At 36.9% G+C, this 20619-nt stretch carries 32 protein-coding genes and 1 pseudogene; 32 read left to right on the top strand and 1 reads right to left on the bottom strand.

Annotated features, from left to right (window positions below; translation table 11 throughout):
• Positions 1–9: 9 nt before the first annotated feature.
• From AS180_RS05390 to AS180_RS05360, 8 genes are all read left to right on the top strand, one after another.
• A complete protein-coding gene (locus tag AS180_RS05390; protein WP_025907764.1) occupies positions 10–192 on the top strand; it encodes a Fur-regulated basic protein FbpA in 183 nt (60 codons plus the stop codon).
• Complete coding sequence (locus AS180_RS22290) at positions 193–363, top strand: hypothetical protein (protein WP_153301201.1); 171 nt, start codon at positions 193–195, stop codon at positions 361–363.
• Positions 363–893: a hypothetical protein gene (locus AS180_RS05385; RefSeq protein WP_025907763.1), complete on the top strand. Its 531-nt coding sequence runs from the start codon at positions 363–365 to the stop codon at positions 891–893. Before AS180_RS22290 ends, AS180_RS05385 begins: the two co-directional genes overlap by 1 nt.
• On the top strand, positions 890–1075 hold the full coding sequence (locus tag AS180_RS05380) for a hypothetical protein (protein ID WP_025907762.1): 186 nt from the start codon (positions 890–892) through the stop codon (positions 1073–1075). Before AS180_RS05385 ends, AS180_RS05380 begins: the two co-directional genes overlap by 4 nt.
• The gene (locus AS180_RS05375) at positions 1059–1511 is read left to right on the top strand and encodes a hypothetical protein (RefSeq protein ID WP_025907761.1); all 453 of its coding nucleotides are present in this window, start codon (positions 1059–1061) and stop codon (positions 1509–1511) included. The genes AS180_RS05380 and AS180_RS05375 overlap by 17 nt, the downstream gene beginning before the upstream one ends.
• A gap of 381 nt (positions 1512–1892) precedes the next feature.
• On the top strand, positions 1893–2342 hold the full coding sequence (locus AS180_RS05370; RefSeq protein WP_025907760.1) for an ArpU family phage packaging/lysis transcriptional regulator: 450 nt from the start codon (positions 1893–1895) through the stop codon (positions 2340–2342).
• A 420-nt stretch (positions 2343–2762) separates the two neighbouring features.
• Entirely contained in the window at positions 2763–3227 is a 465-nt protein-coding gene (locus AS180_RS05365; RefSeq protein WP_025907759.1) for a hypothetical protein, read from the top strand.
• The gene (locus AS180_RS05360; protein ID WP_025907758.1) at positions 3211–3684 is read left to right on the top strand and encodes a hypothetical protein; all 474 of its coding nucleotides are present in this window, start codon (positions 3211–3213) and stop codon (positions 3682–3684) included. Before AS180_RS05365 ends, AS180_RS05360 begins: the two co-directional genes overlap by 17 nt.
• A gap of 181 nt (positions 3685–3865) precedes the next feature.
• On the opposite strand, the gene AS180_RS05355 is transcribed toward AS180_RS05360, so the two are convergent.
• Positions 3866–4105, bottom strand: coding sequence for a hypothetical protein (locus tag AS180_RS05355; protein ID WP_025907757.1), 240 nt, complete (start codon positions 4103–4105; stop codon positions 3866–3868).
• Positions 4106–4199: 94 nt separating this feature from the next.
• Between AS180_RS05355 and AS180_RS23480 the strand changes: the two genes are divergently transcribed.
• From AS180_RS23480 to AS180_RS05250, 24 genes and pseudogenes are all read left to right on the top strand, one after another.
• Positions 4200–4577: a hypothetical protein gene (locus AS180_RS23480; RefSeq protein WP_025907756.1), complete on the top strand. Its 378-nt coding sequence runs from the start codon at positions 4200–4202 to the stop codon at positions 4575–4577.
• A 300-nt stretch (positions 4578–4877) separates the two neighbouring features.
• Positions 4878–5039, top strand: a complete 162-nt coding sequence (locus AS180_RS22285; protein ID WP_153301199.1) for a hypothetical protein — start codon at positions 4878–4880, stop codon at positions 5037–5039.
• Positions 5040–5274: 235 nt separating this feature from the next.
• Entirely contained in the window at positions 5275–5502 is a 228-nt protein-coding gene (locus AS180_RS05345; protein ID WP_062686523.1) for a helix-turn-helix transcriptional regulator, read from the top strand.
• Positions 5503–5706: 204 nt separating this feature from the next.
• Entirely contained in the window at positions 5707–6288 is a 582-nt protein-coding gene (locus tag AS180_RS05340; RefSeq protein WP_062686522.1) for a recombinase family protein, read from the top strand.
• A gap of 46 nt (positions 6289–6334) precedes the next feature.
• Positions 6335–6640 (top strand): hypothetical protein, encoded by a 306-nt coding sequence (locus AS180_RS05335; protein ID WP_062686521.1) that lies wholly within the window; start codon positions 6335–6337, stop codon positions 6638–6640.
• A 9-nt stretch (positions 6641–6649) separates the two neighbouring features.
• Positions 6650–6883, top strand: a pseudogene (locus tag AS180_RS05330) (HNH endonuclease); the annotation flags it as partial.
• A 66-nt stretch (positions 6884–6949) separates the two neighbouring features.
• Entirely contained in the window at positions 6950–7129 is a 180-nt protein-coding gene (locus tag AS180_RS05325; RefSeq protein ID WP_062686520.1) for a hypothetical protein, read from the top strand.
• 442 nt (positions 7130–7571) lie between these two features.
• Entirely contained in the window at positions 7572–7862 is a 291-nt protein-coding gene (locus tag AS180_RS05320; protein WP_062686531.1) for an HNH endonuclease, read from the top strand.
• The gene (locus AS180_RS22280) at positions 7856–8014 is read left to right on the top strand and encodes a hypothetical protein (RefSeq protein WP_156413447.1); all 159 of its coding nucleotides are present in this window, start codon (positions 7856–7858) and stop codon (positions 8012–8014) included. The genes AS180_RS05320 and AS180_RS22280 overlap by 7 nt, the downstream gene beginning before the upstream one ends.
• 124 nt (positions 8015–8138) lie before the next feature.
• Positions 8139–8447, top strand: a complete 309-nt coding sequence (locus AS180_RS05315; RefSeq protein WP_061785156.1) for a P27 family phage terminase small subunit — start codon at positions 8139–8141, stop codon at positions 8445–8447.
• On the top strand, positions 8444–10066 hold the full coding sequence (locus AS180_RS05310; protein ID WP_062686519.1) for a terminase large subunit domain-containing protein: 1623 nt from the start codon (positions 8444–8446) through the stop codon (positions 10064–10066). Before AS180_RS05315 ends, AS180_RS05310 begins: the two co-directional genes overlap by 4 nt.
• Before the next feature lie 96 nt (positions 10067–10162).
• Entirely contained in the window at positions 10163–10936 is a 774-nt protein-coding gene (locus tag AS180_RS05305; protein WP_061785158.1) for a DNA-methyltransferase, read from the top strand.
• Positions 10937–10957: 21 nt separating this feature from the next.
• Entirely contained in the window at positions 10958–12121 is a 1164-nt protein-coding gene (locus tag AS180_RS05300) for a phage portal protein (protein WP_090752729.1), read from the top strand.
• Positions 12105–12887, top strand: a complete 783-nt coding sequence (locus tag AS180_RS05295) for a head maturation protease, ClpP-related (protein WP_062686518.1) — start codon at positions 12105–12107, stop codon at positions 12885–12887. Before AS180_RS05300 ends, AS180_RS05295 begins: the two co-directional genes overlap by 17 nt.
• A gap of 17 nt (positions 12888–12904) precedes the next feature.
• On the top strand, positions 12905–14062 hold the full coding sequence (locus AS180_RS05290; protein ID WP_062686517.1) for a phage major capsid protein: 1158 nt from the start codon (positions 12905–12907) through the stop codon (positions 14060–14062).
• A 41-nt stretch (positions 14063–14103) separates the two neighbouring features.
• Complete coding sequence (locus AS180_RS05285) at positions 14104–14379, top strand: hypothetical protein (protein ID WP_061785174.1); 276 nt, start codon at positions 14104–14106, stop codon at positions 14377–14379.
• A complete protein-coding gene (locus tag AS180_RS05280; protein WP_061785161.1) occupies positions 14372–14743 on the top strand; it encodes a hypothetical protein in 372 nt (123 codons plus the stop codon). Before AS180_RS05285 ends, AS180_RS05280 begins: the two co-directional genes overlap by 8 nt.
• Positions 14740–15132, top strand: a complete 393-nt coding sequence (locus tag AS180_RS05275; protein ID WP_061785162.1) for an HK97-gp10 family putative phage morphogenesis protein — start codon at positions 14740–14742, stop codon at positions 15130–15132. The genes AS180_RS05280 and AS180_RS05275 overlap by 4 nt, the downstream gene beginning before the upstream one ends.
• Positions 15132–15509 (top strand): hypothetical protein, encoded by a 378-nt coding sequence (locus tag AS180_RS05270; protein WP_061785163.1) that lies wholly within the window; start codon positions 15132–15134, stop codon positions 15507–15509. Before AS180_RS05275 ends, AS180_RS05270 begins: the two co-directional genes overlap by 1 nt.
• 14 nt (positions 15510–15523) lie before the next feature.
• Positions 15524–16138, top strand: a complete 615-nt coding sequence (locus tag AS180_RS05265; protein WP_062686516.1) for a major tail protein — start codon at positions 15524–15526, stop codon at positions 16136–16138.
• A gap of 14 nt (positions 16139–16152) precedes the next feature.
• Positions 16153–16338: a hypothetical protein gene (locus AS180_RS05260; protein ID WP_061785165.1), complete on the top strand. Its 186-nt coding sequence runs from the start codon at positions 16153–16155 to the stop codon at positions 16336–16338.
• A gap of 55 nt (positions 16339–16393) precedes the next feature.
• Positions 16394–16744: a phage tail assembly chaperone G gene (gpG, locus tag AS180_RS05255; RefSeq protein WP_025906991.1), complete on the top strand. Its 351-nt coding sequence runs from the start codon at positions 16394–16396 to the stop codon at positions 16742–16744.
• Between the two features lie 17 nt (positions 16745–16761).
• Complete coding sequence (gene gpGT, locus AS180_RS22275) at positions 16762–16923, top strand: phage tail assembly chaperone GT (protein WP_153301196.1); 162 nt, start codon at positions 16762–16764, stop codon at positions 16921–16923.
• A gap of 86 nt (positions 16924–17009) precedes the next feature.
• The gene (locus tag AS180_RS05250; RefSeq protein WP_062686515.1) at positions 17010–20618 is read left to right on the top strand and encodes a hypothetical protein; all 3609 of its coding nucleotides are present in this window, start codon (positions 17010–17012) and stop codon (positions 20616–20618) included.
• The last annotated feature ends 1 nt before the right edge of the window (position 20619 follow it).

Here is a 20619-nt window from a genome sequence, read left to right as displayed (position 1 = left end):
GGTGATGTCATGGCAGTTTTAAATCTAGCTGTTCAAAAGAGACGAGACTTTTTGATTAATGAGCTCGTGAAGTTTGGCTACTTTAAAACGACTGAAGGGAAGCAGTTGTATGAGTTAACTCTTTCAGAGTTAGAGCACATTCACATTACGGTTAAATGTAAGTTTGGTAAACAGATGCAGGAGGACGAGTGAATGGCGATTGATTCAAAAGAAATTGATAGAGTCGTAGATGACTTTGAAACAAAAGCTTCTGAGATTCATGAAATTATAGACAAGCTTCCTGCAGAACAGCAGGCATTTTATAAAGGTAAGGTTCAAGGCTTGGAATACGCAGCAAAAGTCGTTAGGACGGTGATGGTTTAATGAGGTTTGTGGGGATTGATCCATCAACTAAAACAGGTTTTGTTGCGTTAGACGAATATGGTCAGGTTTTAAAAGCGAAGGAGCTAACAGGTGTAGGTTCTCAAGATCCCAAAAGAATGGTCACACTGCTTCACGAAATTAATCTACACTTACAGTCCGGTGACAACATTTGCGTTGAAGGTTTTCCATTTGATACACAAAAAGCGATGTTTGCTGGGGGGCTACATCACGGGATACGAAACGAGTTGTATAAGCGAAAGTTAAAGTATCACGAAATAGCGCCAAATGCTTTAAAGAAGTTTGTGAACGTTACCGGATGGATAGGAGAAGAAGGGAGTAAAAAACGGCTCACTGGTAAGGAAAAGAAAAAAGCAGTCATGACAGCCGTTGAGCAACATTTCAGCTTTAAGCATGCAAGTGATAACGTAGTTGATGCCTATATTTTAGCGAGGATTGCGTGGCACCTACATCATCAAGAATTGTCATTAACTCGTTATCAACGAGAAGTACTAGCTAAGGTGACATCATGAACAGAAGGCAGCTTAAAAAGATTGTCTACTCACTGACAGAGCCGCAGTTAAATAAGTTGATACGTGATCACGAAAGTCGTGGATGGGTGCAAGCGAGTGATATTAAAGAGCACGGTTATGGGGTTGGCGTTCTAATGACATTTGGAGAAAAGGGAGAGATGAAGGATGCAAGTAACTGTTAAAGCAAATTTCAACAAGCAGACTAAGGATAGCAAGAAAGAGCTCGTCCAGTTTTATGTGAAAGGGGAAGACGAGAAGAAACAGGAGCTTAACCAGCTTACTCGTGAGGTAGTTGAACTAGAAATTGAAGGTGTAGATCAAAAGCTTACTTGTGAGTTTAGCAAAACAACGAAAGATAATAAGAAAACAACGCTTGAGTTCATTGTCAAAGGTGATACGTCAGCCGAGCAGTCGTTTAATTTCTACAAACGAGCAGGATCAGACGTTACGTTGAATATTGTTGAATCGCAGATGAGTATTGATGAGTTTTATGAAGAGCATGAAGGTGTGGAGTATCAAGTGGATCAGGGTGGCAATGTGAATGTAAGTCCTGGTCAGATGTCATTGGATGATGTTAAAGATGAAGCCAAAGAAGCGTTAGAAGAAATTTCTCATTAAAAATAAATTAATGAAAGCACATATATAATATTAATTTTCTTTTCCAGGTACGCGCGCTGCATTTATAGTTACTTTACGCGCGCCTCCTGGCCTCATTAAATTAATATATCCTTTATTGTTTTTAAAGAAAAATCTTTAAACTCTTACGATTTAATTTTTGAAGTGATAATAACAGCAATAGACTTCTTAAAAAAATGAACACTTCCAAAAATGAAAATAGCAAATTTCAAACTGATGTAAATGTTCACGGTTATTAATAGTTCCAATTATATCTCTCCTAGAATGAGGCGGAGTGGGATATATTATAATAAATGTATGCTTCTTTAGTTAAATAGATGATAGCATTTAGTAATTTTATAGGAGGGAGTTATATTGACACAAATGTCGTTTGTACTTCCCGAAATTGACCGTAAAGAGACCCAACAAGCTGTAGAGAACGAGCTGGAAAAGTATCGCCTGTTTAAGTACTTAGAGTTTGAAGAAAGAGAAGCTTCCATTACAGCCAGCTCTGAAGAACGATTTCATGGCCCAACTAATCAAACAAGCGACCAGACAGGCTCCATTGCTATTTACAACGCAGATCAGCGAAAAATGAGACATGCATTCATCAATCGTGTGGAAAGAGCAGTGGCTCGGTTGCCAAAACTGGAGCGCTTTCTGATTGAAGAACGGTACATGTCCATTGAATCTGAATACATCACTGATTACAACGTATACTGTCATAAATTCCAACCACCTATAAGCGCAGTTACGTACGATAAAATTAGATGGAAAGCCTTCTATCGAGTGGCATTAAACCTAAATGTCGCTGTATTCAAGCAAGGTGTTTAAAAATAATTTAAAAAGATTAATAAAATATTTTAAAAACACTTTAAGATATTAGGTTTTATCCATGATAAATTTGTATTATCAAGAAAATATTCATAGAGGGCGTTCCTGTTTTGCAGGAGCGTCTTTTTTACATCTGAATGTATTTATATTAAAAGTAAATAAAAACGTCATATGAAAGAATCTGACGTGTCAAAATCAAATGTAAGAAGGTGATTGAAATGAAAATTCGAAGCTAACTTAAAATGAATAATTCAATCAATTAGAAAAAGTGAATAACAACAAAAAGCAAAGTATAAAAAACTGGAAGAGAATTAGCGTTAATTAGGATATTATACCATTTAATTGTGAAAAAAATCCCTTTATAACTACATTTTATGATATTATTAGACAGAATCGTGAAAGTGAAAGGATGTCTAATATTTGAAAACTGTAAAGTTTATTATTTTTTTAGTAGGAATAGCTTTGGTAAACTATGTTGGAGGGATACCAACAGACGCACGAAATTTATTTATTTCGCATACTATATTTTTAGCTCCTTTACTTGTCGATTTTTATGGGTTACTTAAAGTTCAAAGCTTACTGAAATGGTTTATAATATTAATTTGGTTAGCAGGTATCTTAACCATTGTATCGAATATATTAGGTGTAGCAGGAGTGTTAACTCTTGTTGAAAAGAAAGTTGTGTTTAACTCTCAATATTACATGCCATTTGACTTAAGTGTGCATGTTCACAGTTATTTGCTGATTGTGAGTTGTGTTTATACCTTTATTTTTATGGGTACAATTACTTTTGACAATATCTTTGCTTTGAACAAAAAAATAATGAAGAAACAAAAAAAGAAAACTGGAAGAGAGGAGATGGTAACAAATGTTCATCCTAGATAACGTTATGATCATCTTAATATTAGTAGCATTTTTATTTATTTTATTTACTTTTTTGACTATCTTAACGTTCAGTAGAGGATTCTTAACTGCTATTTATCTCACTTTTATATTCTTTGATATGTTCTTCAGAATGCCTTTCAAAGCAATACAATCTATGCATAATGATAGAGAAAAAATAATAAAAAATCTTGCGAAGTCTGACAAACTTTCTAATGAACATAAAGAATATATCACTTATATTCTTCAAAAAAGAAGTAGGTTGTTTGTTAGCCTTTATAAAGCTGGTGAATTTTCTTACTCCGAATTAATGGTAAGCTTAGGAACTTGGTATAAAAATCAACCTTTCAAGGTTCGTGTGAACTTTTCTAAACAAAAAAGAAAAAGTTATGAATCTAAATATATCAATAGTTTGAAGAAAGATATCACAGGTTTAGAAATAATAAGCCAGTTCAATTAATATAGCTTAGATCCTTAGAGAGCATTCCAGGAGAGTGCTCTTATTTTAATTGGAGGAAAAAGCAAAGTCCATAGGTTATTTTGTATATATAATATTGAATAAAAATCCCCATTAAGAAAAACTAAAGCACGAGTCGTATTACAAGGTTAGACTCTTTGCTTTAGTTTTGAAGTTGAATTTATTACATCGTTTGTAGTCTTGAAATCATATATCTTGTCATCTCATCTAAATTCATATTGTTAGGGATAGAAGAAATTTCTTCACTGACATCTTTATATGTAATTCTTTTGCCCGTTTGAATTTCTTCAACAAGTTTAGGAATTAAAGAGCTGACGGTCTTATAATAAACCAGGTATTCATTTTCATCTACAGTAACTATTGCGGTATTTACATTATTGTTATACATCCATACGCTTGACACTAGTTTCACCTCCTTATTTCAATTACAATATTCGACAATTAAAAGGTATTTCCTACTAATTGTTGATATAATTAAAAAGAGGGAGGTGATAAAAATGAGAGAAAACGAAAAATTTCTTTATAATGTTTCGTATTTACAAGAAAGGCTAGACGATGCTTTTAGTGATGCTAGGGCATCCTACAAAGTTCTTGAGAAACACGATTCTGATTTGAGGTATCAATTGTCTCTAACTTATATGAATATGTCTTTTCAAAGTTATATAGAGGCTAAAAGAATCTATAAAGAAGCTCATTTAGAGCATCGCGAATTCGAGGGTTTCTTTGAAGCCTATAAAAAATATAAGTTTGAGTTAAAAAAAGTTATTACTGAAAAAGATCAAAATACCTCATGGCTATATTCAAGGTATGAAACCTTATCAAAAGAGAAGAAAGAATTAGATCTCTTTATTAAAGGAGTCTTTCAAAACAGTTAATGAAAATAGGGGATAATATGAGTACAGCAGGACGTTAGAGTCATTTAGACCCAGGTGGCGCTTCACCTGTATTATGTAAAGATCCAGGGGGTACTGCTCCAACATTAGATCCTGGTGGAGTAGTGCCATCAATGGATTCAGGTGTTATTTAAATTTAATAGTTGATAAGGAGAACGCTGAGTAAATTAGTGTTCTTTTTTTGTTGAAATAAAAAACATTTTTGTATAGATTTTCATCAATTAAGTTAACGAACGTCACCTCCTTTTGATATAATTAAAGTATCAAAAGGAGGTGAACAAAGTGGACATGGAAACAGTAGAAAGACTTCTTCGGATGTTAACTTGGCTAACTGGAAGCATCGTTGGAATTATGACGATAGAGAAGGAACTAGCTGAGAGAAGAAAGAAGTCGAAGAAAAAGAAAAAGCGACGCTCTCCTAGCAAAAAGAAACGTCGCAAATAAGCAAGGGAGGTAAGGGGGCAACCCCTTCCTCTTACTAAATATTATATCATGTCCATGAAAAAATATGAAATTCTTCTCTTTTACGTTTTTAATGTCAATCTTGTTCGCTACGCATTTTGCAACAATGGATTATAATAAGCTGCATTGGCTAGACATTACAGCTTCAATTTTAGCTGTCGTGTGGTTAGTGCTGACAATTATTATAATCGTTTTAAAAAGGAGGAACGCTTGAGTTATGAGTGATTCGTTTCACATTAAGACTAGAGAACAGTTAGTGCAATTTCTAGCATCTGAGGTTGTTACGACCTCAGATGCTATAGAGATATTAGGAGTTAGTCGCCAATATGTAAATAAGTTGGTTAAGAACGGCACGATCAATCCTATACGAGAAAGCTCAAAGGAAAAGCTTTTTCTAAAATCTGATATATTAGCAAGGAAGCAAAAAATGGAGAAAAGTAAATGAATGAAACAAAGAGCATCCTGCAGCTAGGGTGCTTTTTGTTTTGCTCATTTATTAGGCGTCTAAAACTTACACCTTTTAGACGGATATTTAAGATGCTGATTTCAAACTCAAAAACCATGCTTTTTTCTCATAAAAACTATCTAAAAGTTAGTATATAATTAACTCTTGGGAAAAATAGCTTTTTTGAGGTTGGTGGAGAATTAAATGAGTGGTGAATTAGTTGGCTATGCAAGAGTAAGTTCTCTTAGTCAAGATTATGCCTTACAGGTGGAAAAGTTAGAGTTATATGGTTGCACAAAAATCTTTTATGAAAAACAACAAGCTAATGCCAAACGTCCAGAGTTTAAAAAAGCTCTCGATTATTTAAAGGAAGGCGACACATTAGTCGTCTATAAGATTGACCGCTTAGCCCGTTCAACGAGAGATTTGCATAATATCGTTCACAGTTTAAAAGAAAAAGGTGTGGGTGTTGTTTTTATTAAAGAACAAATTGATTTCTCAACACCAGCGGGTAAGCTCATGTTTACTATGTTGGGAGCAATAGCAGAATTTGAGAGAGATTTAATCAATGAACGTACAACAGAAGGACGAGAAAGAGCTAAGAAACAAGGTAAACATATAGGGCGTATAGGACAGTCTGAAAAACAAGTACAACAAGCTCTTAAATTGTTTGCTGAACGTGAGGTCAATGAATTAAGCGTTAATGACATTGTAAAGCTTACAGGTGTTCCACGTTCAACTATTTACGCTAAATCTAAACAAATAAGTAAAAAGGATGCTGATTAACAGTGTCCTTTTTATTATGTCTTATAAAATATGTGAGGTGATCAATATGAAAAACGAAGAGATTAGAAAAGTTATTGCTACTATACAAAACGCATTTAGAAATTTAGTTAAAGCTATATATGAGAAGTTCTTAAACAAGTTTAGAGAGTGGATGAACTATAAAGTAAATGTGCAAGAGCAAATACAAAAGCGGAAAGCTATGTATATGAATTGGAAGCGGTCGGTTCCTTATGATACAAGAAAGAGTAACCAAGTGTTATGCAATAAGCCAAGAGTATACATGCCAAAAGGATTGAGTCTTGGGGTAGGAATTCATTATCACAAGAATCTAAATCTATTTGGCAAAAGCTAGGGTTACAACGTGCTTGAATATAAAACAATCCAACAGAAGCGTAAGTTCTATGACAGTGGTGATTGGAAGAGAATACGTGAAAAGATAAAGAAGCGGGACAACTATGAATGCCAGGAATGTAAGCGGCATGGTCGTGTATCAATTGATATGAATGAATATAGTGAGAGTGCAAAGCGTAAGAAGATAAAGCTTGTTGTCCATCACATTAAAGAACTAGAACATTATCCAGAGTTAGCATTAGATAGGAATTAAAAGACATTGACTTATCAGTGTCTTTTTTATTTTGTATTGAATAGGAGATGATTGAGTATGTGTCATAAAATACCTAGTGCAAGACTATTTAAAAGTGGCATAATTGCTGAGCCAACTGATGATTACAACATCGAACCTGTTGTTATTAACGGTGAAACAAAGTGTAGGATTACGATTAAAGATAAGAAAAAAGAGTCATTACTGGTTAGGTTAAAGAAGTTGATTGGTATTGGCTAAGGTCAAAATTATCTACGGAGCGCCAGCATCAGGTAAAAGTACATACGCTAAACAACATATGAGCAATAATGACTTGCTGTTTGACTTTGATGACATTATGCAGAATATATCAGGGCTACCTTATCAAACTACTAATCATAATCTGATTGATTATGTTATGAAGTTTAGAGATTTGATAATTGATAAGGCAAAGCGTGATTTTAATATTGATACCATTTATATTATTACAGTATTTATATCAAAAGATTTACAGAGCAAGCTTGATGGATTAGATGTTGAGTTTATCAGAATGAGTGCAAGCATTGATGAATGCAGAGAACGATTAGCAAAGAGTAGTCGGACTGATAAAGATGAGCTTGAACAAGTTATCGAAGATTGGTTTGCTAAGTATGATTTAGAGTATCAGCAAAGTAAAACTGAGTATGTAACAAAAGAACAGAAGATGAAATTTTACAAATCAAAAGCTTGGCGAGACTTGAGGCAACAAGTATTAAAGCGGGACAACTATGAGTGCCAAGAGTGTAAGCGAAACGGTCTTGTTTATACGGATGCTCATGATCCAGAGAAACACAAGCGGTTAGATGTTGACCATATTAAAGAGATATATACACATCCCGAATTAGCATTAGAGATGGATAACTTACAAACACTTTGTATTCCGTGCCACAACAAAAAGCATAAGCGTTTCTTTTTTAGAAAAAAAGAAAACAGATGGGATGATGAGAAGTGGTAAATAAGAAAGAAGAAGCATCGGTTTTTTCAGTTCTAAGTGAATGTGTAAAAGCAATGCAAGAAATTAAATTTATATGCGAAAGAGCAAAAGCATTCAACGTTGAAGAAAAAGATGTTGATGACATTCTAGAAATTTTAAAAGGAAAAGTATAACATACCCCCCCTAAAATAATTTCATCAAAATTTTTTTGCCTGGGGAACGAGGAGGGGGCTCGATTCCGCAGATTTCTTCGCGCACATAAGGATTTTTAGAATAGATATTGAAAGGAGGGAGGGCATGGGCAAGACGACTATTAGGAAATCGTTATTGGAGCAGCTTGAAAATAGAGGTTTTTCTGGAGAAGTTTATAGAGATTTAGTCAATGATTATATGAATCTCTGGGACAACAAAAACGCTTTGCAAAAGGATATTAAAGAAAGAGGCGTTGTTTTTAAAGACCGTTCTTCTGTAGGTGTTGAGATGTATAAAAACAATCCATCTGTTAAAGATCAATTAGCGGTGAACAAACAAATGCTGCAGATATTAAAGGACTTATCTTTAAATATTCCTGTAGAAGATGATGAAGATGAAGATGATCTAACATGATTAGAAATAAGTATGTGGACCAATACATTCAATCGTATCGAGATGGAAAGATTCTTTTAAATCAGGAGAGAATCGACTTAATTACCTATCTCGAGAAGTATGTTTTGACGCGAGACGATATTTACTTTGATGAAGAACAAATCGAAAACTATATAAAATTTAGTGAGAAATGGTACTTTAAATTAGATCCGTGGGAGAAATTTATTGCACCATTTATTTTTTTATATTTTAAAGAAGATGACGAATTGTTCTTTGAGGAATTTTTTATCACAATGGGCCGTGGTGGAGGGAAAAATGGTTTTATCTCTACACTCGCTCATTATTTTATTAGTCCATTGCATGGAATAAAAAATTATGATGTGTCAGTTGTTGCAAATAGCGAAGACCAGGCAGAAATGAGTTTTAAGGAAGTTTACAATGCAATTGATGAAAGTTCGTCTTTAAAGAAACAGTTTGCTTCAACGAAGCTGAAGATAACCGGAAATAAAACAAAAAGTGTTTTCCGTTTCCGTACATCGAATGCGGGCACCAAAGATGGTGGCCGTGAAGGTTGCGTTATTTATGATGAAATTCATGAGATGGTAGACCGAGAAATTGTCGATGTATTTTCTGGTGGTCTTGGTAAGGTTCGTAACCCGCGTGAATTTTTTATAGGAACAAATGGATTTGTTCGTGAAGGATTTTACGACAAGTTAATGCTTCGTTGTAAAGATGTGCTTAGCGGAGCTGATTTAGAAGATCGAATTTTTCCGTTTATTTGTAAGCTTGATGACAAAGAGGAAGTTAACAGTGAAGATATGTGGGAGAAAGCAAACCCTGCATTTGAAAAGCCTTTAACATCCAGAGCAAAGCGGTTAATGAACAAAGTCAGAAAACAATTCCGTAACAAAGATGGACGCGTTGCTTTTATGACAAAGCGGATGAACTTCCCAGAAAAAGATTTAACAAAGTCTGTTGCATCTTGGGAAGAGATTTTAGCTACTAACCGCCCATTTCCTGATCTATCACATCGTACATGTGTAGGTGGTCTTGATTTTGCCAGTATTAAAGACTTTGCAGCGGTTGGCTTGTTGTTTAAATTCGGTGAGGACTATATTTGGAAAACCCATTCCTTTGTTCGAAAGGGATTCTTAGATACGGTTAGCTTAAAGGTCCCAATAACTGAATGGGAAGCGGATGGGCTTTTAACGATTGTGGATGAGCCGGTTATTGATATACAACATATTGTAAACTGGTTCGTTGAGATGCGTGAACGATATGGTGTAACAACGATTGTAGCAGACACCTTCAGATTAGATTTAGTGAAATCAGCATTAGAGGCTGAGGGTTTTCATTTGCTGTATATACGAAACCCTAAAGCCATTCATTCCTTATTAGCTCCGCGTGTTGAAACATTATTTGCGAAGCGCCAGCTTATATTTGGTGACAACCCATTGATGCGCTGGTATACAAACAATGTATACGTACACATAAAAAAAGACGGAAACAAAGAGTATTTGAAGAAAGATGAGTTTAAACGTAAAACAGATGGATTCCAGGCATTCATTCATGCCTTATGGCAAGCAGATAATATCATTGTTGATGAAGCAGACTTTATATTAGGGGGAATTAAGTTTTAATAAAAACAAAAAAGAGGCTTGGTTTCCCAAAACCTCCCTATAGAAAAAGCAAACAAACGTTCTTGTTAATTATATGCATAGGGGTGGAAAAAGTAAATGAATTTGCGTATCAACACGATTTACAACATGGATTGTTTGAAAGGAATGGAGTTACTACCAGACAAGTCTATCGACATGATTTTGTGTGATCTTCCGTACGGAACTACTAAGTGTAGTTGGGATGAGATTATTCCTTTCGGTAGACTTTGGGAACAATACGAGCGAATTATTAAAGATAATGGCGCTATTGTCTTAACTGCTAGCCAACCGTTTACAACGAAGCTCATCGCAAGTAATATTCGCTTGTTTCGCTATGAGTGGATATGGAAAAAAGGAAGACATTCTACAGGTTTTCCAAATGCAAACCGAATGCCTTTAAAAAACCATGAGAATATTTGTATATTTTATAAAAAGCTCCCTACTTACCATCCGCAAGGATTATTACCTTTAGTGAAAGCACGTAAGAAGTCGAGGAAAACAGTAAGCAGCATCTATGGTAAAAATGAGAAAAGCCTTTTAAATGACTACACACCTAAGTATACAAATTATCCAAAGAGTGTTTTAGATTTCCCTAGAGATAGCAAAACGTTTCACCCAACTCAAAAACCACTCACTCTTTTTGAGTATTTGATTAAAACATACACTAACCCTGGTGACGTGGTGTTGGATAATTGTATGGGGAGCTTTACAACAGCTGTAGCTTGTGACAACACCAAACGAAACTGGATCGGCTTTGAATTAGAAGAGGAATACTGCGAGAAAGGAATAGAGCGCATTAATAGCAACCGTGAACATCTAGGGCTTTCCCAAGTTGAAGTAATTAAAGTCTAAAGATTATGCAATGTAAAGGGGGTGAGGACAATTGGGTGGCTAGATGGGATTTTTAAACGAAATAGTGAACTTGGTTTTATGTTTGATGTGGAAATGTTTATTACAAAGGCAAACCGAGTTCACATGAAAAAGTTAGTTCTGGATACATGTATCGCATTTTTAGGCAGGACAATTAGTCAATCTGAATTTAGAGTGAAGAATGGTTCTTCCTATGTAAAAGACGAACTGTACTACCGGCTAAATGTCCGACCAAACAAGAACATGACAGCCAGTACGTTTTGGGAGACGTTTATTCATAAGCTTGTCTTTGATAATGAATGTTTAATTGTCCAATCGGATGACGGAGATCTTTTACTTGCAGATGACTTCCAACATATTGAGTATGCCGTATATGAGGATGTCTTTGTTAATGTCACCGTTAAAGACTATACGTTTCAGCGGAGCTTTAAACAGAACGAGGTCATTCATTTACGTTATCGAAACGAAAAGTTAACGCCTTTAATTGATAGCCTATTTACTGATTACGGAGATTTATTTGGGAGAATCTTAAATTCTCAAAAACGCAAAAATCAAATCCGCGGTACAGTAGATATGGATATGTTGGCTGCCAAGAGTCCACAGCATCAAGCAAAGCTACAAGAATTCATCGACAACATGTATAAAGCAGTTGGTGAAAAAGATGTAGCTATTATTCCTCAACAACCAGGATTTAAGTATGAGGAAAAGTCGAATGGAGGAAAAACCGGCCAAAGTGTTGATGAAATTAATAAAGTCACAAATGGTTTTTTCAATCAAGTAGCAATGGCGTTAGGGATTCCAACAAGCCTGGTGTATGGAGAGATGGCAGATGTGGAGAAGCAAACAAAAAATTATATGCTTTTTACAGTTAAACCTTTATTAAAAAAACTAGCGGATGAAGCAAACGTGAAGTTTTTTGAGAAAGACGAATATCTAGCTGGGCAAAAGATTGATATTAAATGCATTTCTTATCAAAGCATCTTCGACCTTGCTACAAGTATTGATAAGCTTATTTCTTCTAGTGCATTTACAGGAAATGAAATTCGTCAGGAGGTAGGTTATGACCCTTCCGATGATCCGAAGCTGGACAAGCATTATATTACGAAGAACTATGCTGAAATGAGTCACGATGAAGGAGGTGAGAAACAAAATGACAATGAACATTGATATTAAAGGGCCAATTATTTCTAACGATGAAGCTTGGATTTATGAGTGGTTTGAAATGGACGCTACAAGCCCGCGTATGATTATCGAGCAGTTAGAAAATGCAAATGGAGAAGATATTATTGTATCTATTAACAGCCCAGGTGGTTATGTAGATGATGGTTCAGAAATCTATACAGCTCTTAAAAACTATCCAGGATATGTAGAGACACATATTGTTGGTTTAGCTGCAAGCGCAGCTTCTTTCATTGGAACTGCAGGAGATAAAGTGTTAATTTCACCAACAGCTCAAATTATGATTCACAATGCGTCTATGGGGAACCGTGGTGATCATCGCTCAATGGATAAAGCCTCTGAAATGCTGAAAATCACAGATAGAGCCATTGTAAATGCGTATGTGTTGAAAACAGGTAAAGAGGAGCAAGAGCTATTAGACATGATGGCCAAAGAAACATGGATGGGTGCACAAGAAGCATTAGAGCATGGTTTTGTTGATGAAATTATGTTCACGAACACGAATCAGACATTTAAAGCAACAGCTTCAAGTGCTGTCACGGCAATGATTCCTCAACAAGTCATTGAGGGGTTTCGAAAAGGCAATATGAAAAAAGGACAAGGGATTACAAAAGAGGATTTACAAGCATCACTTGCTGATTTAAAGGCAGAAATCCTAAATGATTTACAGCTTCATAAAAGAAATGAACCGAAAGAGCCTACTCTTCCACCTGTTAACCAGAGGAAATTGAGTAAGCTCTTTTTAAATTTATAAAAATGGAGGAATCACCAATGACAATTAAATTTACGAATAAATCCGAAGCTCTTCAAAATGCAAAGACGAAGTTAACAGCTGCTCTTTCAAGTGAAAATAGCACAGAGCAAGAACAAACAGAAGCGTTTCAAAACTATTTTGATGCGCTGCAGCAAGAAGTAGCATCAAATATCAGTAAGCAAGTAAATAGCGAAATGCTAGATCGTTCAATTTTACAACAACGTGGCCAAAATGTTTTAACATCCGAGGAAACAAAGTTTTTTAATGCAGTTGTGCAAGACGGTGGATTCAAAGATGATTCTATTCTTCCAGAAACAACACAAGAGCGTATTTTTGAAGAGCTAGTAACGGAACACCCTTTACTTGGTGCGCTTGGACTACAAGACTTAGGAGCTGTTACAAAGTTCATTTATTCAGATGCAACAAAAGCTTATGCTTGGGGCGAGTTGTTTGGAGATATCCGTGGGCAAGTCAATGCAGCATTTAGAGAAGAATCTATTGGCCAACTTAAATTAACGGCTTTTGCTGCTATTCCAAACGATATGTTAGAGTTGGGGCCAGTTTGGGTGGAACGTTTTGTTCGTACGGTTTTAATTGAATCGTATACAGTTGGTTTAGAGTTCGGTTTTGTAAATGGCGGTGGAGCTGTTGTTAGTCAACCAGTAGGATTAATGAAAAATGTTGACCCTACTACGGGTGCCATTACAACGAAAGAATCTTCTGGAACATTAACGTTTGCTCCTTCTCAATACGGCGAAACAGTAGCTGGCGAGCTGTATGGAGTGGTAAAAGCTCTTTCCACAAATGCAAAAGGAAAAGCTCGAAAAGTATTAAACAAGATTGTAATGGTGGTCAATCCGATTGATGCGATTGGTGTACAAGCACGAAATACCATTCAAACAGCTAATGGTCAGTGGGTAATGGCTTTACCGTATAACATTCAAGTCGTTGAGTCAGAAGAGGTACCGGTTGGTAAAGCCGTATTCTTTGTGAAAGGTGAATACTTAGCAGCTATTGCTGGTGGATATAAACTTAAAAAGTTCGACCAAACGTTAGCCATTGAAGATGCAACCTTGTACACAATTAAGCAATTTGCAAACGGAAAGCCGAAAGATAACAAAACAGCATTGGTGTATGATCTTAATATTTCATTCGATACGACACCAGCTGTATAAGGTATGAGGTGATGTAATTGGCCATCACAAATGAAATTCTAATGGAATTTAAAGAACGAAATCGACTAGGGAATCATGAGGATGCGAATTTAACGCGCATCCTTTCTGCTTCCGTTACAGCTTTAAAAAGAGTTTGTGGTGATTATGATATTGAACAAGACGAAGAGTTTAAGGAGCTTGTATTTGAGCGCTCTCGTTACGTTTACAATGATGCTTTAGAATACTTTAACGATAATTTCTTAACCGAGATTAATAGTTTAAGTGTTGATAAGGTGCTAGAAACAATGACATTGGAAGATGGTGAAGAGAATGCGTGAGTTTAAATACAAGCCACCACGTCTTCATAACGGAGAGTTACGGACACCTATTCTTTTTTATAGAAATAAACCGAATGTTGGCCCACTACCAGGAGAGTCAAAGGATGAAGAGGTCTTTCGTACATTTGGAAAAGTCGACCGTGTATGGCTAAAAGACTTAGAAATGGCCAAAGCAAACGGTACATTATCAGATGTCACCATTACCATTCGAGATCCATTGACTGAATACCGTCCATCTAATTTGCACTATATTGCGATTGACGAAATCGATTATCAAAATATCAAATACAACATTAAAAGTGTACAACCCAACCTTCAAGATAGGCGGTTTATTGATATTGTCGCAGGAGTGGCAAATGTATGAGTGTGAAGGTTACAGGCCTTAACCAGCTATTAAGTACCTTAGAGAAAAAATATGGACCGGCAGCTGTCCAACGTATCAGTGACCAGGCATTAAAAGAAGGAGCCAAAGCCTTTGTTCGTGAGTTAAAGCTGCAGTTTGAATTGTTTAAAGATACAGGAGGCTCCATCGAAGAGATTACCATATCGAAGCCAATGACGATTGCGGGTGCACGAACGATTAAAGTTCATTGGCGTGGCCCAAAAGGAAGGTATCGTATTATCCACTTAAATGAGTGGGGAACGGTTAAAAATCCTAACCCAAAAGGTAAAGGAGCTATTGCCAGAGCATTACGCAATGCTGAAAAAGCGTATCAAGCAGCGCTACTCAATGCAGTAAGGAGAGGATTGTAGTGCTTTATCAACTATACGATGCATTGCTAACAAGTCCTCTTATTCAGCAAAAGGTTGAGAATCGCATTAAGTTTTATGAGTATCCACCCACTGACAACATGGAGGGTGTATATATTGTCATTGATCCATTAGCAACACCGCGTCCCGGTGATTATGCGGATAATAAGCCGATGACTGATGAATATTTCTATCAAATTGAGGTCTGGTCACAATCTTTAGAGGATACACAGCGTGTAGCAAAAGAAGTACGAATCATTATGACAGAGGTAGTCGGTTTTTCTCCATATGGAGATGGGATAGATGAATATGAACCAGAAACAGCCATTTTTCGCGATGCCAGACGCTATATAGGCAAAGAATACATTGTTGAGATATAAAAGGAGTGGAATAAATGGTTACAAAAAAGAATTATAAATCATTCACTGGTTTAACAGAGTTTCATTACGGTGTATTAAATGCAGATGAAACAGGAATTGTAGAAACTTCACCCGAACGAATTGAATTCGCTCAAGAGATTTCAGTTGATACGCCACAAGAAATTACAAGAGCCTCTGGAGATAATAAAACAGCCGAATTGGCAGTGGCTAATGGGCCTATTTCTGTTGTGACGTCCTTTCATAAAGTGCCAATGGAGGATAAAACAAAAATCTTAGGGTTAAAGACGGTTGGAAGTGGTGTAGCTTATACACCGAATATGACACCGCCTTACGTGGCTTGTGCGTTCGCTCGAACAGCTGAGGATGGTGGAACAGAATGGCTAGGGTTTGCAAAGGGACTCTTCACGATGTCTTCTATTTCTGGTAAGTCAAAAGAAGATGGATCTATTGAGTTTTCAAAAGATGAAGTAAATGGCGAATTCATGCCAAGAAAAGTAGATGGCATCGAGGATGAAGATGAAGGAACAATGTTTGTTTTTTATGATGCGAAAGGGTCAACAACGAACAGAGATTTCTTATTCAATTTAATCTTTGGTAAACCTCATCCAGATGCAACACCTGAAGTATAAGGGAGGAATTGATGATGAGCAAAGTAAAGTATGAAGTCGTACAAAAGTTCAAAGATGTTCAAGATAACGGGAAAGTTTATCAAAGAGGAGACCGTTACCCAAAGCCTCTAAATAAAAAAGTAAGTGAAGAACGATTGAATGAGTTAGCTTCTACGAGCAATAAGTTAGGACAACCCGTTATTAAAGTCATTGGAGAATAGTCAAAGCTATTCTCTTTTTTATATAAAAAATAAAAACGTAAAGGATGGATACACAATGGCAAATTTAAAACGAAATACAATTGAGCTTGTAACCGATGTGAAAGAAGGAGAAATTATCACAGAAACCTTTCTGACACCACCATTTATTCCGTTATCGGTAGTCTATCAAGCAATGGATTTAGCTGCTGAGATGCAAAAAGTGAAAGCCGATAATGAAAAAGAATTGATTGATAAACTTGTAGATTTTGTCGCAAATGAAGTGTATAAAGGGAAATTCACGAAACAAAATCTGATTGACGGTTTACATGCACCACAAGCTGTTGAAACACTTCAAGCTCAAATTGCGTTCATTGCACGAGGTCAACAAACAGATGAAACAAAAAAGTTTTTGGCGAAGAAGAACTGAGTGATGAAGATTTCACATTGGAAAAGCAAAAGGATTACTTAGATAAATTAGTCCGTTCCCTCATGAAAGAAGGAAAAGACATCAACGAAGTATTAAATATGCCTTATCACTTTGTGTTAGACCTATTGGAAGAACAAAACAAGCCGCAACGAGGAAACTCTTTCTTCGAATTAATCTAACCTTATCCATAAAACAGTTCATGCCATGAAGACTTTCTATGTTTAGAGAGTCTTTTTTTATTGGCTTTATGAAGGGAGGGTGAACAATGGAAAGAGTTGAAGGTCTTGCGATAGGACTGAATTTAGACACCTTACAACTTGAGCGAGGATTAACTGGTTTAAAAGACAAACTAAAAACCGTAGATAGCGAAATGAAGGCCAACCTTTCCGCGTTTGATCGTGGTGATAAGTCGATTGAAAAATATGAAACGCGTGTCCAAGGTCTTAATAAAAAACTAGAAGTGCATAAACGTGTTGTCCAACAAGCGAAAGTTGAATATGAAAAGATGGTTCAAGAGCATGGAGAAGGCTCTAAGCAAGCCGAAGCTGCAGCACGAACCTATAACAACCAAGCTGCCTCTTTAAACAACTTACAACGCTCTGTTACCCGTGCCGAAGCTGGCTTATTTGACTTAAAAGAAGAACAGCGACTAGCAACAAGTAATTGGGCTAAGTTCGGCCAAGAAACAGAAAAAGCAGGAGAAAAGCTGAACGGGTTTGGTAGAAGTTTAACAGACATTGGTCAATCTATGAGTATGAGCATTACTGCTCCTGTACTTGGTGCGTTTGCAGCTGTTACGAAAGGAACAGAAGAACTGCGTGGGGATTTGGCTAAATTAGATGCGAACGCCTTTAGTTCAGGGTTTAATGTGGATGTCATGCGGAAAGAGTTAGAGAAAATCAATGCTATTGCACCAGATGTGAATGCGAATGTAGAAGGTCTTTCGAACTTAATGGCTACACCGTTTAGTGAACAAGGTCTTTCACAAGCTGTTGATTTATTATCTGGTGCTTCCATTAAATTCTCTGAAACACTTAAATTTGAGGGATTAGCTGATGGATTACAAGAAACACTAGCAACCGGTGCAGCAATTGGGCCTTTTGCCGAGTTGCTTGAGCGTTCTGGCATTAACCTTGATACGTTTAACGCTGGTTTAACGGATGCCATTAAAAACGGAACAGAAGAGCAGTATGTGTTAAAAACGCTAGCTGATACCGGGCTTGGTGGTTTGAATGAAGAGTTCCGAAAAAACAACGAAGGATTGGTGGAGTCACGACAAGCTTCTATGCAGTTCCAGCAGTCCATTGCTGAGCTAGGGACGACGCTCACTCCAATTGCGACAGAAATCACACAAGGCATTACAGGTGTTGTCGATAAATTTAACAGCTTAGATAGTAGCACGCAAAATACCATTCTTGCATTTGCAGGAATAGCTGCTGTTATGGGGCCTGTTATCACATTTGGTGGCATGTTTACGATGATGCTGAGAAACATTGTATCGGGGATGGCTCCTGTCATAAGTAATATCTCAAAAGCTGGTGGTCTCTTAAAATGGTTACGGTTAGGTTTTACCGCCTTAACAGGACCAGTAGGTCTCACAATTGGAATAATCACGCTACTTGCCACCGGATTTATCGGACTCTATAAAAACTCAGAGACCTTTAGGAATGGTGTTACATCACTAGGATCCAAATTGCAAGAGTTTGGCCAAAATGTGCTAAGTTTTCTAGCGCCAGCTATTGAGTCGGTAAAACAGTTTTTTCTTGAACAGTTTTCGGTGATTAAGCAATTTTGGCAGGACAACTCTTCGACAATTATTCAAGCACTCTCGAATGTAGGAATGATGGCGTCAAAAATCTTTCAAGGGATTTCTTCTGTCATCCAGTTTATCATGCCATTTATACTTGGAATCATCAAATCTGTTTGGGGGAATATCCAAGGAGTTATTTCCGGTTCACTAAATGTCTTGATGGGCCTAGTCAAAGTTTTTTCGGGTCTTTTCACTGGCGATTTCCGAAAAATGTGGGAAGGACTGAAACAGATTTTCTCTGGAGCCATTCAATTTATTTGGAACTTCATTCAACTAAACATGTTTGGGAAAATCCTTTCTTTTGGAAAAGTGTTTGCATCCAGCTTTAAAAATGTCTTTTCGGGCTTATGGACAAACGTAAAAACGATTTTTTCAACAGGCGTATCGAACGTGAAAAACTTCGCTGTTAATGGATTTAATAGTATGAAATCCAGTGTCGGTACTATCATGACCAATATGAAAACATCAGTATCCAAAGTATTTACGGATATTGTTGATGGAGCAAAAGCTCTTCCCGGAAAAATTGGTGATGGAATCAAGTCGATGGCTGGAAAAGTAGTAAGTGGCATTACTTCACTGAAAAACAAAATGGCCGAAACGCTTGGCGAAGGCGTCAATGGAGCCATTGGTGGTGTGAACTGGGTTTTAAAGAAAATTAATGTGAAGGAGCTTCCTCTTTGGCCGATTCCGCAATATGCCAAAGGGACAGATGGGCACCCCGGAGGACTTGCGGTACTAGGTGATGGGAAAATGGAAGAATTATTTGTGACACCTAGTGGCTATATGGGGTTGTCTCCAGACCGAGATACCTTAATGAACTTACCTAAAGGTACACACGTCTTTTCTGGACCACAAACAAAACAGTTGATGGATGAAGGTACAATACCTCAATATTCTGGAGGTACAGTTGGAAAATGGTTTAAGAAGAAGGGACAACAACTTTCAGCTGGTGCTGGTAAATTGAAAGACAAAGCCATTGATACGGCTCAAGCTGGTGCTCAAAAGGTGAAAGATGTAGCGCTTGATGTGTGGTCATACCTTGATAATCCGAAAGAATTGATGAAACAGGTATTCGCAAAGTTTATTCCAAAGTTACCAAACATCGGTGGAGCATTTAATGATGTCATTGGCGGATCAGTGAAGAAGGTTAAAAGTGACTTTGTGGATTATATCAAGAAGAAAATGAAAGACTTAAATCCATTTGGTGGCGGAGCCAGTCCTAGTGGTAAGGGAGCAAAAGCATGGCGACCGGCTATTTTAGCAGCTGCAGCACGAATGAATGAGTCTGTATCTGAAAAAGAGGTACAAGGTATTATTGCTCAGATTCACAGGGAGTCCGGTGGTAACGAGAAGATTGTTCAATCATCGGCTGTATGGGATATTAACACAGCCAACGGAAACCCAGCTCGTGGATTACTGCAGTACATTCCACAAACCTTTAATGCTTACAAGATGAAAGGACATGGGAATATCTATAGCGGATATGACCAACTCTTAGCATTTTTCAATAATACACGTTGGAGAACGGACCTTCCTTATGGAAAACGAGGCTGGGGACCTAGGGGAAAACGCAAATACAAAAACGGCACAAATTTTCATGTTGGTGGAAGTGCAATGTTGGGCGATGGGTGGGAGTATGAACCATTCTTGCTTCCAGATGGACGTTTAGGCCTTAGTCCCGATGTACCAACTGTTTTTAATAACTTACCTGCAGGTACAAAAGTATGGTCGAACATTCAAGACTTTGTGCAATCGACAAACCAAAGTCAAAAAACAGATGCCATGAAGTTACTTGCGTTAGTTGGGAAAAAGCTTGAGCAACAATCTTCTGCACCATCAAATAACGCTCAAACAAGCAGCTATCAGCAATTAGCAGACCATCCGTTCATTCAAAAGATTTTAGCTGTTTTGGAAGAACAAAGTGAGATTCTAAAAGCTATCGCAATGAAAGACCCAATTATCTCAGTTCTATTAAATAATAAAGAAGTAGCCAAAGCCATTTTTAAAGACGTAACAAAACTCCAGGATGAACACAAAGACATCAAGAGACGATTTAAGGGGTGAT

The organism is Priestia veravalensis (assembly GCF_001457055.1).
Lineage (GTDB): Bacteria > Bacillota > Bacilli > Bacillales > Bacillaceae_H > Priestia > Priestia flexa.
The sequence above is the reverse complement of the archived record's forward strand: the minus strand, read 5'-3'. Positions and strand labels throughout refer to the sequence as shown.